Source organism: Jannaschia marina (assembly GCF_013404595.1).
Taxonomy (GTDB): Bacteria; Pseudomonadota; Alphaproteobacteria; order Rhodobacterales; family Rhodobacteraceae; genus Jannaschia; species Jannaschia marina.
Genome location: NZ_JABVAX010000006.1, coordinates 19,131 through 31,588, shown reverse-complemented (window position 1 = coordinate 31,588; position 12,458 = coordinate 19,131). Strand labels below are relative to the sequence as shown.

Annotated in this window: 10 protein-coding genes; 6 read left to right on the top strand and 4 right to left on the bottom strand. The window is 69.0% G+C overall.

Going from position 1 to position 12,458, the window contains the following annotated elements:
* Nucleotides 1-474: a YHS domain-containing (seleno)protein gene (locus tag HSX43_RS11630; protein ID WP_179380313.1), complete on the bottom strand. Its 474-nt coding sequence runs from the start codon at nt 472-474 to the stop codon at nt 1-3.
* Between the two features lie 172 nt (nt 475-646).
* Here HSX43_RS11630 and HSX43_RS11625 point away from each other — a divergent pair, with 172 nt between their 5' ends.
* From HSX43_RS11625 to HSX43_RS11600, 6 genes are all read left to right on the top strand, one after another.
* Complete coding sequence (locus tag HSX43_RS11625; RefSeq protein ID WP_179380312.1) at nt 647-1,036, top strand: cytidine deaminase; 390 nt, start codon at nt 647-649, stop codon at nt 1,034-1,036.
* Nucleotides 1,033-2,349, top strand: a complete 1,317-nt coding sequence (locus HSX43_RS11620) for a thymidine phosphorylase (protein ID WP_179380311.1) — start codon at nt 1,033-1,035, stop codon at nt 2,347-2,349. The genes HSX43_RS11625 and HSX43_RS11620 overlap by 4 nt, the downstream gene beginning before the upstream one ends.
* Nucleotides 2,346-3,521 carry a phosphopentomutase gene (locus HSX43_RS11615; protein WP_179380310.1) on the top strand — a complete coding sequence of 392 codons (1,176 nt, stop codon included), beginning with the start codon at nt 2,346-2,348 and terminating at the stop codon, nt 3,519-3,521. Before HSX43_RS11620 ends, HSX43_RS11615 begins: the two co-directional genes overlap by 4 nt.
* Nucleotides 3,518-4,486 carry an adenosine deaminase gene (locus tag HSX43_RS11610; protein WP_179380309.1) on the top strand — a complete coding sequence of 323 codons (969 nt, stop codon included), beginning with the start codon at nt 3,518-3,520 and terminating at the stop codon, nt 4,484-4,486. Before HSX43_RS11615 ends, HSX43_RS11610 begins: the two co-directional genes overlap by 4 nt.
* Before the next feature lies 1 nt (nt 4,487).
* Entirely contained in the window at nt 4,488-5,117 is a 630-nt protein-coding gene (gene upp, locus HSX43_RS11605) for a uracil phosphoribosyltransferase (RefSeq protein WP_179380308.1), read from the top strand.
* Between the two features lie 79 nt (nt 5,118-5,196).
* The gene (locus tag HSX43_RS11600) at nt 5,197-6,366 is read left to right on the top strand and encodes a hypothetical protein (protein ID WP_179380307.1); all 1,170 of its coding nucleotides are present in this window, start codon (nt 5,197-5,199) and stop codon (nt 6,364-6,366) included.
* Between the two features lie 65 nt (nt 6,367-6,431).
* Here the strand turns inward: HSX43_RS11600 and HSX43_RS11595 are convergent, their stop codons facing one another.
* From HSX43_RS11595 to HSX43_RS11585, 3 genes are all read right to left on the bottom strand, one after another.
* The gene (locus HSX43_RS11595; protein WP_179380306.1) at nt 6,432-6,767 is read right to left on the bottom strand and encodes a TfoX/Sxy family protein; all 336 of its coding nucleotides are present in this window, start codon (nt 6,765-6,767) and stop codon (nt 6,432-6,434) included.
* Between the two features lie 526 nt (nt 6,768-7,293).
* Nucleotides 7,294-11,040, bottom strand: coding sequence for an efflux RND transporter permease subunit (locus tag HSX43_RS11590; RefSeq protein ID WP_179380305.1), 3,747 nt, complete (start codon nt 11,038-11,040; stop codon nt 7,294-7,296).
* A complete protein-coding gene (locus HSX43_RS11585) occupies nt 11,037-12,362 on the bottom strand; it encodes an efflux RND transporter periplasmic adaptor subunit (protein ID WP_179380304.1) in 1,326 nt (441 codons plus the stop codon). The genes HSX43_RS11590 and HSX43_RS11585 overlap by 4 nt, the downstream gene beginning before the upstream one ends.
* Nucleotides 12,363-12,458: the final 96 nt, after the last annotated feature.

Genomic DNA, 12,458 nt, shown 5'->3' with positions numbered 1-12,458 from the left:
TCAGGCTTCGGCGAGGATGCGCGGCCATTTCATGTCGGCCGTGCGGATGAAGCCGGCGCGATCCGCGTCCCACATGGCCTGAACGTCGTCGTTGAAGTTCAGGTAGAGCTTGCCGTCCACGATCGCCCAGTTCTCGGGCTGCGTGCTGTAGAGTTCGCCCTTCTCGGCTACCGCCCAGGCACAGAAGCCGCCGTATTGCGGGGCGAAGGCCTCGGGATCCTCGACGAAGGCCGCGCGGCTCTCCTCGCTGATGAAACGCCAGGTCGCATCGGCCCACTCGTGCGTCAGTGCCGGGTCGCCGCCCATGGGCCGCGCGTGGGTGAAATAGGCGACCGGGTCGGTGCCGCCGAGCGCGAGCCCGTCGCGCGTGAAGGTGAGCGCGGGCGCGAGCTGCCGAGGCAGGAGCAGGCTTGCCGCGGCGGCCGTGGTGGTCAGGGCGGCCGCGCCGCCGATGAGCAGGGTTCTGCGGTTCATGTCGGATCCTCCGAATGTCGGTGTTGGACCGCATATGGCGGCGCGGCCGGACACATGCCAATCAAGCCCGCTCACGGCTGCGCTAGGCGTGGTGCCCGCGCATCCGGTCTTGCATCCCCCCGGCGCGGGGGCCAATCAGGGGAACCGTCTTCTGCCACCGGGAGGTCTGCCCATGTCCGAGCTGCGCGACGCCGCCCTTGCCGTGCGCGAGAACGCCCATGCGCCCTATTCCGGCTTCAAGGTGGGGGCCGCGGTGCGCGGGGCGTCGGGGCGCGTCTACGCCGGCTGCAACGTCGAGAACGTGGCCTACCCCGAGGGCACCTGCGCCGAGGCCGGGGCCATCGCGGCCATGGTCGCCGCCGGCGAGACGGCGCTGACGGATGTCTATGTCGTGGCCGATGCGCCCGCTCCGGTGCCCTGCTGCGGCGGGTGCCGACAGAAGCTCGCGGAGTTCGGCGGCGGCGAGGTGCCGGTGACGCTCGCCACGGTCGCGGGGGCGGAGCAGGCGACGACGATCGCCGCCCTTTTGCCCGGCAAATTCGACGCGGGATTCATGGCGTGAGCCATCCGCGCGACACCCTCGCCGCGCTCCGGCGGGGCGAACGGCCGAAGCCGGCCGCGCTCGTGGCCTTCGCCGAGGGGCTGGCTTCGGGCGAGGTGTCGGACGCGCAGGCGGGGGCCTTCGCCATGGGGGTCTGCCATACGCCTCTGGGCGCGCAGGGTCGCGCCGCGCTCACCCGGGCCATGCGCGACGGGGGAGATGTGCTGCAATGGGACCTGCCGGGTCCCGTGCTCGACAAGCATTCCACCGGGGGCGTCGGCGATTGCGTGTCGCTCGTCCTCGCGCCCGCGCTCGCCGCCTGCGGGGCCTATGTCCCGATGATCTCGGGCCGGGGGCTCGGCCACACCGGCGGCACGCTCGACAAGCTCTCGGCGATCCCCGGGCTGCGTGTCGAGATGCAGGCCGACGAGTTGCAGAGCATCGTCTCCCGCGTCGGCTGCGCCATCGTCGGTGCCACGGGCGACATCGCTCCGGCCGACCGCCGCCTCTATGCCGTGCGCGACGTGACCGGCACCGTCGAGAGCCTCGATCTCATCGTCGCCTCGATCCTGTCGAAGAAGCTGGCCGAAGCGCCCGAGGCCCTCGTCCTCGACGTCAAGACCGGCTCCGGGGCCTTCATGCCCGACGTCGAGGCCGCCCATGCGCTGGCCCGCGCGCTCGTCGAGACGGGTCAGGCGAACGGGGTGATGACCTCGGCGCTCCTGACCGACATGTCGCAGCCGGCGGCGACGAGCGCGGGTAACGCGCTCGAGGTGATCGCCGCGATGGAAGCGCTGACCGAGCCCGCGACGCGGCGCTCGGGCCGGCTCGTTTCGCTCACGAAGGCACTCGGCGGCGAAGCCCTCGCGCTCGGCGGATTGGCGGCCGACGCCATGGAGGGAGCGGCGAAGATCGCCGAGGCGCTGACCTCGGGGGCCGCAGCCGAGGTCTTCGGGCGCATGGTCCGCGCGCAGGGCGGGCCGGGCGATTTCCCCGAACGCTGGCGCGACCGGCTGCCGGCGGCCCCGGTGGTGGCTGAATTGCGCGCCGATCAGCCGGGCGTGGTCGGCCGCATCGACACCCGCGCCCTGGGCGAGATCGTCGTGGACCTCGGCGGCGGACGGCGGCGGGAGGACGACCGCATCGACCCGACCGTCGGCATCAGCCATCTGGCGCAGCTCGGGGCCGTCGTGACCGAGGGGCAGGCGCTTGCCCGTGTCCATGCCGCCGACGGGGATGCCGCCGCCGAAGCCGCCGAGCGCGTGGCCCGCGCGATCGAGATGGAGAGCAGCGCCGTCACGCCACCGCCCCTCGTGCAGGAGACGATCCGATGAGCCGCGCCTTCCTCGTCGTGCTCGATTCCTTGGGCTGCGGTGGCGCGCCGGACGCGGCCGACTTCGGGGATGCCGGGGCGAACACGCTGGCCCATATCGCGCAGTGGTGTGCCGAAAACCGTGCGGATCGGCCTCTGAGGATCCCTCATCTCGATACCCTCGGGTTCGGGACCGCCACGCGGCTCGCGTCAGGGGATGCCACGCCCGGCCTCGACGCCGAACCGCAGGGCCTCTGGGGCGCGGCCACCGAGGTTTCGAACGGCAAGGACACGCCCTCGGGCCATTGGGAGCTGGCGGGCCTGCCGGTGCCCTTCGACTGGCATTACTTTCCCGACACCGACTCCTGCTTTCCCCCGGATCTGGTGGAGGAGGTACTGCGTCACGCCGGCACCGACGGCATCCTCGGCAATCGTCACGCCAGCGGCACGCTCATCATCGAGGCGGAGGCCGAGGCCCACATCCGAACCGGCTGGCCGATCTGCTATACCTCGGTCGACAGCGTTTTCCAGATCGCGGCGCATGAGGTGCACTTCGGTCTCGACCGGCTCCTGGCGCTCTGTGAAGGTCTCGCGCCGACGCTCCACGCCATGAAGGTGGGGCGTGTCATCGCGCGGCCCTTCGCGGGGGACGGCCCCTGGGAGCGGACGGCGAACCGCCGCGATTTCGCGATCCTGCCGCCGTCGGACACGCTTTGCGACGTGGTGCAGCGGGCCGGCCGCAGGGTTCATGCGATCGGCAAGATCGGCGACATCTTCTCGATGCGGGGCATCGACAGCGTCGTGAAGGGCAAGGATACCGCGCTGATGGAGCATCTGGCGGATGCGGTGCGGGACATGCCCGACGGCAGCCTGACCTTCGCCAACTTCGTCGAATTCGATAGCGTCTACGGCCATCGCCGCGACCCGGCGGGCTATGCCGCGCATCTCGAATGGTTCGACGCCTGCCTGCCGCCGATCCTCGCCGCGATGCGGCCGGACGACATCATGATCTTCACCGCAGACCACGGCAACGACCCGACCTGGACCGGCTCCGACCACACGCGGGAGCGCGTGCCGGTCGCCGTCGCCGGGCGGCAGGGGGAGGCGGGGCTTCTCGCCTTCGCCGACGTGGCGGCCAGCATCTGTGCCCATCTGGGCGTCCCGGGCGTCGGCCCCGGACGGAGCTTCCTATGACTTTCGAGCCGAAACTCGAACTGCACCTTCACCTCGAAGGGGCGGCCCCGCCGGCCTTCATCCGACAGCTCGCTGCCGAAAAGGGGATCGTCCTCGATGGTGTCTTCGATGCTGCCGGGTCTTACGTTTACAATGACTTCGAGGGCTTTCTTAAAGTCTACGAAGCCGCCACGCAGGTTCTTCGATCGCCCGAAGACTTCGCCCGGCTGACCACCGCCGTCCTGGAGCAGTCGCGGGCGCAGGGGGTGATCTACACGGAGGCCTTCCTCAGCCCCGACTTCTGCGGCGGGCGCGACCTTTCGGCCTGGCGCGACTATCTCGCGGCGATCTTCGAGGCGGCGGCGGCCGTCGACGGGATCGAGATGCGTGGTATCGTCACCTGCATACGGCATTTCGGCCCGGAGGCAGCGCGGGAGACGGCCCGCTGCGCGGCGGAGACCGCGGGTGACGTCGTCACGGGTTTCGGAATGGGCGGAAACGAAGGGCTCTATCGCGCTGCCGACTTCGCGCCTGCCTTCGCCGCCGCGGGTGAGGCGGGGTTGGGCCTCACGTCTCATGCAGGCGAGTTCGGTGGCCCGGAGTCGGTGCGCGAGACGCTCGATCATCTGAAGGTTACGCGCGTCGGGCACGGCGTTCGCGCAAGCGAAGATCCGGCCCTCCTGAGGCGCATCGTCGACGAGGGGATCCATCTCGAAGTCTGTCCCGGCTCGAATGTCGTGCTTGGCGTTTACCCGAAGATCGATGCGCATCCGGTTGATATGCTTCGACGCGAAGGTGTCCCTCTATCGATTTCGACCGACGATCCGCCCTTCTTCCACACAACGCTGCCGCAGGAATACGATACGCTCGCCGCCACCTTCGGCTGGGGCACGGATGACTTCCGCGCTGTCAATCGCATGGCCGCCGAAGCCGCCTTCTGCGACGAGGCCACCCGCGCCGCCCTCCTTGCCCGACTGGAGCCCTGATATGGACCATCTCACGCACGTCAAACACCCGCTGGTGCAGCACAAGCTGACGCTGATGCGCGACAAGGCGACCTCCACGGCCGTCTTCCGTCAACTCCTGCGCGAGATCAGCCAGCTTCTGGCCTATGAGATCACGCGGGAGTTGCCGATGACGACCCGCGCGATCGAGACGCCGTTGCAACCGATGGATGCGCCGGTCCTCTCGGGCCGCAAACTCGCGCTCGTGTCGATCCTGCGGGCGGGGAACGGGCTGCTCGACGGGATCCTGGAACTCGTGCCCTCGGCGCGCGTCGGCTTCGTCGGCCTCTACCGAGACGAGGAGACGCTCCAGCCTGTGCAATACTATTTCAAGGCCCCCGACCACCTCGACGAGCGGCTGGTGATCGCGGTCGACCCGATGTTGGCGACCGGCAATTCCTCGGTCGCGGCGATCGACCTGCTAAAGGAGAAGGGCGCGAAGGACATCCGCTTCCTCTGCCTCCTCGCCGCACCCGAGGGGATCGCCCGGATGAAAGACGCCCACCCGGATGTGCCCATCGTGACCGCTGCCGTCGACGAGCGGCTGAACGAGAAGGGATACATCACACCAGGACTGGGGGATGCGGGTGACCGCATGTTCGGGACGAAATAGCGGATTCTCCAGCCCTGCGCTTTACTTGGGGGCAGGGCGGGGTAAGGTTTCGCAGGTTTTCATTCGCGGGAGGGGTGACATGGTGCGCAGGCTGGACGGGACCATCCGAAATCTGATGCTGGGGCTGGCGGGCACGGCGCTCGTGGCGCTGGCCGGCACGGCGGAGGCGCAGCGGACGGTCCGCAACACGCCCGGGCCGGCCGAGACGCCGCCTGCGAGCTATGCCGCCGATACCTATGTGGACAGCCGGGGCTGCGTCTTCCTGCGGGCGGGCGTCGGCGGGACGACCCGCTGGGTGCCGCGGGTGAACCGGGATCGCACGGTCGTCTGCGGCCGGTCGCCGACCGCGCGTCCGGCCACGACGACAGCCGCGGCGACGACGCCCGCGCCGCGTCCCGCTCCGGCCGCGACTTCGGCGACGGTGCAGACGGCCGAGCCCGTCATCCGCCGTGAGCCCGCCCCGGCCGCCCCGCGGGAGATCGCCGTCCCCGCACCGCGCCGCACCGCCCCGGCGGTCAGCGCCAGCGCACCGGGACGACCCGTCGCGGCGGCCCCGCGTCCGGCCCGCGCCGCGGCCCCGCGCCCGATGCGTCAGACGGTCACGACTACGCCACGCCGCACCGCGATCGCCGTGCCGGCGGGGTGCGGTGCGTCGGATCTGTCGGCCCGCTACCTTCGCAACACGCCCGCCTGTGCAGCCGCCCTGCGCGGGCAGGCGGCCAGCGCCCCGGCCGCGACGGCGACTGCCGCGCCGCGCATGGCGACGACGCCGGCCACGCCACGTCGGTCCACCCGGGCGCAGGCCACGCCGCGCGTCGTGCGCGTCACGCCGCCCGCGACGGCGGTGCGCGTGAACCCGAACGCGCCCAGCCCGAACCGCGCCACAGGGGCGGCGCAGGTGACGCGCGGATGTGCGGGGGCGTCGGAGCTGTCGTCGCGCTATCTGCGCGGGGCGACGCGCTGCGGCGGCGATCCGAACTGGTCGCTGGAGCGGCGCTCCTCGGTCGAGACGACGGGCACCGTCACGACGGCCTCCACCCGCAACGCGCGCCGCACGGTCCTCGTGCCCGCGGCACGCACGACGTTCAGCGTGCAGCATCCGCCGGCCGGCTACCGCGCGGCCTTCGACGATGGCCGGCTGAACCCGCATCGCGGCCCGCGCACGCTGCAGGGGGACTACCAGTCGCAGGCGATCTGGACGAACGAGACGCCACGCCGTCTGCGCCGGGTGATCTACGTCAGCCGATAGATCGGGACACATCGCTGGAACAGGATATCGCCGGGCATCGACCCGGCGATTTTCGTCTCAGGGGATCAGGGGCGTTCGATGACGCCGATCGCGTCCATCATCGCCTCGAAGGCGTCGCGATCGGTGTCCTGGTTTTGCGCTTTCACCGCGTCGAAGCGCTTGCGCAGCGCTTTCTTCTCGTCGCCCTTGCAGTCGTTCCAGGGGCGGCCCTGAAGCGCCATCTCGATCACGTAGAAGGGGATGAAATGGGGCCGTGAGCCGTTGCGCACGAGCCGCGCATAGGCAGCATCGGTGCCAAGGTCGCGCAATTCGCCGACCGTGGTGATGCCGACCTTCGCGAAGGCGGCCTCCATGGCGGGACCCATGTTGCGCAGGGTCGAGATCGGGGCGTCGTCGCTCATGGACGCAGGATCGGCACTCAAAGGCCGCGCGTCCAGTCGGGATCGCTCAGATCGAGGCCCAATCCGTGAACCGCACCGGAACCGGGCGCGGCTTGCGCTTGACCGGGGGCTGGGCGGTGGCGGGGCTCTGGGGCGTGGGTTGGTGCATCATCGGATGTCTCCGAAACGGAAAGGGGAGAATTATACCCTGCCTGGAAACGATGATCTGGATTTGGCGAGATTGGGGCAGAAATGCGGCCTCGCTCAGGGAGGAGGAAGAACGAGGCCGCTTTCAGGTCACTCGGTCTGCAGAGCCAGGGAGGAGGAAGACCCTGCGTTCCGATAAGTTGAGATTTAAGCTGCGCCGCAGCAAGGTCAATAATGCAACCGCAGAAAGAGCGACGAATGCGTCGTATTTTGCCGGTGACCCGGAGAACCGCTCAAAAAGCAACCTGGGCGCGATCCTTTGCCCGTCGATTGGGCAGCCTGCAAACCTGCAGTCCCGCTTTTGAGAGGTCCGGCGGCCACTTAGGACCGCCGGTTTCGATCACTCGGCGGCGCGCAACGGCGGGTGCGGCCGATCCTCGCGCGGCTCGTTCGCTTCGTGCGGCGCGTCCTCGGGCGCGGGCAGGGGCAGTTCCGGCTCGTCCGATTCGGCGCGATCGTCCTCGTCTTCGGCCCAGAGGAGCACGGGCATCCGCACGCGCTTCGCCTCGCGGCGCAGCGCCCAATCCTCCGCGGCCCGGCTGCCGCGGCCCATTCCGAGCCGTCCGAGAAGCCGCGCCAGACCCAGGGCATAGACACCGACCCAGACGCGCCCGGCCAGCATCGCGGGTGTGAAGAGCAACGTCAGAACGGTCGCGATGCCGAGGCCCCAGACCACCGCGGTCGCCAGCTGGATCCACCAGAGCGCGGTGGGAGAGCCGATGGAATAGCCGCCGGCGATGAAGTCGACGCTCAGTCCGAACATCATGGGCGCGAGACCGGCCATCGTCGTCAGCGTCGTCAGGAGCACCGGGCGGATCCGGTCCTCGGCGGTGCGGGTGATCGCCTCCAGCCGCGGCATGTAGCGGGCGTAGTCCTGATAGGTGTCGATCAGCACGATGTTGTTGTTCACCACGATCCCCGCAAGCGCGACGATGCCCGTGCCCGTCATGATGATCGAGAAGGCCTGGTCCATGACCAGCATTCCGATGAGCACGCCCGTCGTGGAAAGCACAACCGCAAGGAGAACCAGCACCGAATTGTAGATCGAGTTGAACTGCGCCAGCAGGATGATGAACATCAGCCCGAGCGCGCCGACAAAGGCCTGCATGAGGAAGGCCTGGCTCTCGGCCTGCTCCTCCTGATCGCCGGTCCACTCCCAGGCGACCGAGGCAGGCAGCAGCTCGGCGTTCTCGTTCAGAAGGCCGGTGAAATAGGCGATCCGCTCGTTGGGGTTCACCGGGACCACCGTTAGGTCGGTGCCCTCCGCCTCCTCGGCGGGCACGATCCGTTGCGTCTCGCCCTCGGCATCGACCAGTTTCACGAGGTTCGGTGCGACGTCGGCCTTCACGTCGAAGAACCGTTCCCCGTCGACGCGGTCGATCTGGGCAAGCTGGGGGACGGCACGCCGCTCGATGAAGTTGGCCAACGGGACGAGTCCCTCGTTCGTGCGCACCTTCAGCGTGTCGAGGGTGGAGAGGATCCGGTCCTCCTCGGGAAGGCGGATGCGGATCTCGATCTCGTCGTCGGAGGTGTCGACGCGCATCGTGTCGAGCAGGATGCCGCGGGTGATCATCTGCACCATGGACCCGACGGTCGCGACATCGGCCCCGAAGCGGCCGGCCTTCTCGACGTCGACGTCGATTTCCCAGTCGATGCCGGGCAGGGGCAGCGTGTCCTCGATGTCGATCATGCCGGGGGTGTCCGCGAAGGTCTGCGCCATGGTGGCGGTCGCCGCCTGCAGATCTTCCCAGTTGTCCCCCATCAGGCGCAGGTGGACGGGCTTTCCCTGCGCCGGGCCACGATCTTGCGCCGAGAGGTCGACCTTCACGCCCGGCAGCGTGCGAAGGCGTTCGAGCAGCGTATCGGCGATGGCGTCGCCGTCGAAGGCCGGGTCCACGAAGGAGGTGTCGAAGGTTAGGCCGAAGATCTCGAAGAGCGGTTCTGAAACGGTCGGGCGGTCGTCCCACGGCACCATTTCGATCTGGATCTGACCGATGGTGTCGCTCGGGCCGCCGGCGGCTCCGGGGCCGCCGGAGTTGAGCCCGCCGTCACCGGCGAAGGCGAAGGCCGACTGGATGCCCGGTGTGTCGAGCACGATCTGCTCAGCCCGCCGCAGGAGCGCGTCCTTCTCGTCGAGCGAGAGATTGCCACGGGCGCGCACGAAGACGTTGGCCTGTTCGAGCTCGCTCTCGACGAAGAACTCCACCCCCTTGTTGTTGGCCCCGAAGTAGGTGAACACCGAGACGACGGTGAAGCCCACGACGATGACGGCCGCGATGGGGCCGATCGGGTTGCCCACGATCAGGTTGACGAAATGCCCGAAGGGCGAACGGCGATACCCCGCGCGCACGCGGCGGTTTTCTCGGTGCCAACGGATCGACCCGAGGGTCGTGGACAGGGCGAAACAGGCCAGCAGGAACCCGACCGCGCCCGGCAGGATATGCAGCAGGCCGGCCCGGCTCGGGTCGATGGGCAGCAGGTAGGACGGGTTCAGCGTCTGCAGGATCGCGACGACCATCGCATAGGCCGAAACGAGCGTGAGGACGACGCGCAGGGCCCAGGGCACATGCGCGCGCAGCCAGTTGGCCCCGCGCTCGAACATGCGGCTGATGCGGCCGAAGACGCCGCCCAGAACCGGCAGGTAGACGAGCGCCACCACAAGCGAGGCCGACAGCACGAAGATCAGCGTGACCGGCAGATTGCCCATGAACTCGCCCGGGATGCCGGGCCAGAAGAGCATCGGGAGGAAGGCGCAGAGCGTGGTCGCCGTCGAGGAAACGACGGGCCAGAACATCCGCTTGGCGGCCTCGGTATAGGCCTGCATCGGCCCCGTCCCCTCGGAGATCCGCTTGTCGGCGTATTCCACGACGACGATCGCCCCGTCGACCAGCATCCCCACGGCGAGGATCAATCCGAACATCACGATGTTCGAGATGGTGATGCCCACCGCAGCCATGATCGCGAAGCTGAGCAGGAAGGACGTCGGGATCGCGAAGCCCACGAGGAGCGCCGAGCGGGTGCCGAGCGCAGCCAGCACCACGATCATCACGAGCGCGATGGCCGTCAGGACCGAGCCCTCGAGCTGGGTGACCATGGATTTCACCGTCCGCGACTGGTCGAGCGTCACCGTCACGTCCACCGCCTGACGCAGCTCGGGCGACCACGTCGCCGTCTCGGCGTCGAGTTCCTCGCGCACCTGCTGCGCCGTCTCGATGATGTTGAAGCCCTTGCGCTTCACCACCTGCAACGCGACCGTCGTCTCCCCGTTGTAGCGCGCGGTGCCCTCGCGGTCCTCGAAGGTCAGGTTGATTTCGGCCAGGTCGCCCAGGGTTATGACCCGGTCCCCATCGGTCTTGACCGGCAGTTCGTAGACGTCCCGCGGCTCCTCGAAGGAGCCGGGGATCTTCACCGGAAAGGCCCCGCTCGCCGTCTCGACCGCCCCGGTCGCGACCAGAAGGTTGTTTTGCGTGACGACGTTGATGAGCTCGGACGCGGTGACGTTGTAGCTTTCGAGCGCGAGCGGGTCGATCAGCACCTCGAGCATCTCGTCCCGGTGCCCGGCGAGCCCCGCCTCGAGGATCGGCGGCATCGCCTCGAGCCGGTCCTGCAGGTCGGAGGCGAGGCGCAGGAGCGTGCGTTCGGGGGCCGAGCCCGAGAGCGAGACGATCAGGATCGGGAACTCGGAGAAATTGATCTCGTCGATCGTGTATTGCTCCGCCCCGTCGGGGAACTCTGCCTCGGCCTGGCCCATCTTGTCGCGCACGTCGGCGATGGTGGCGGATTTGTCCCAGCCGAATTCGAACTCCATGAAGAGGCCGGCGTAACCCTCGGCCGCGGTCGCCGTCATCTCCTTGAGGCCGTCGATCTCCTTCAGGCGCGTCTCCATCGGCTTGACGAGCAGCTTCTCGGCGTCCGATGCGCTGATGCCGGGGAAGGGCACCGAGACGAAGAGGCCCGGGATGTCGATGTCGGGCTCGCCCTCCTTCGGGAGCGAGACATAGGCGACGGTCCCCGCCACGATCGACAGGACGACGAAAGCGAGGACCATTCGGGCCCGTTCGGCGGCCCAGTCGATGAGGCCGGTCATTGGCCGATCTCCGGAGCTTCGACCTCATCGGCGTAGGAGGCGCGCACGGACACGCCGTCGGTCACGTACTCTTGGCCGACGACGATGACGTCCGCCCTGTCCGGAAGGCCCGAGACATAGATGCCGTCGGTCGAGTCGCGGATCAGCTCGACAGCGGCGAAGCCGGCCTTGCCGTCCTCGACCAGCCGCAGGCCGAGCTGGCCCTCGTCGTTGAGCGTGAGTGCAGAACCGGGGATCAGATGCGCCCGCGTCGCATCCGTCTCCACGGCGATCTCGACGGTCTGGCCGTCACGGATCGTCAGGTCGGGATTGGGCACGTCGACCTCGATGCGGAAGGTGCGGGTCGTCTCGTCGGCGGAGCGGCTGAGGAAGGTCACGGCCCCCGCGACTTCCTGACCGGAAGCCAGACGCGCCTGCGCGGCACTGCCGACAACCACGCGGTCGACCTGCGCCTCGGGCAGGAAACCCACGAGCTTGATCGGGTCGAGTTGCACGATCGTGGCGCAGACCCCGCCGTTCGCCTGCAGAAGCGAACCGAGTTCCGCAGTGTCGGTCTCCAGAAGTCCCGAGAAGGGGGCTTTCACGCTCAGCTTGTTGATGTCGAGCTCGGCGCGCTGAACGCTTGCCTCGGCCGCCTCGATCCCGGCTTCGGCCGATTCGATCCCGGCCGAAACGGTCTCGAGGCCGACCTGCGCCGCCGTCAGCGTGGCCTGCGCCGAACTCAGGGCGGCATCGGCATTGGCGACACGGGTCTCGGCGGCGAAGCCGCTTTCCGAGAGACGGCTCGCCGCGGTCTGGTTCAGTCGCGCCTCGGCCAGTCGGGCCTCCGCCTCGGCGACGCGGGCCTCTGCCTCGGGGATGCGCGCCTCCGCCTCGGGCAGGCGCGCACGGGCCTCGGCCAGCCGGGCCTCCGCCTCGGCCAGGGTCGCGGCGCGCGTGCCGGGGTCGAGCTCGCAGAGGAGTTGCCCCCGTTCGACGAAGGCCCCCTTGCGGATCGGGTCAGAGACCACGGTGCCCGTGGTTTCCGCCACGACCGAGACCTGCCGCGCGGCCTCCGACTCGCCGCGCACGCGCACCGCGTCGGGCACCTCGACGGCTTCGGAGGCGAGGACGATCACGTTCACGGCCTGCGGCGCGGCGGCGTTCGTCGCGCTGATGGCGACGGGTTCCGCGGGCGGAGCGGCCTCATTCTCGATGATCGGCTGCGGCTCGCCCTCCGTCGTCAGGTCGTTGGCGAAACGGAACAGGGCCTCGCGCTCCAGCACGACGAAGAAGAGTGCGACACAGACCAGAACGGCGGTCACGATCGGGAAAAAGCGCATGGCGGCCTCTCGGGCTGTGGCAGACGGTTCCTCCCTCCTACGGGTGAGTGAACCGATTGGTTCAGTTTTTAGTGCGGCGCCGCGGCATCGGCAAGC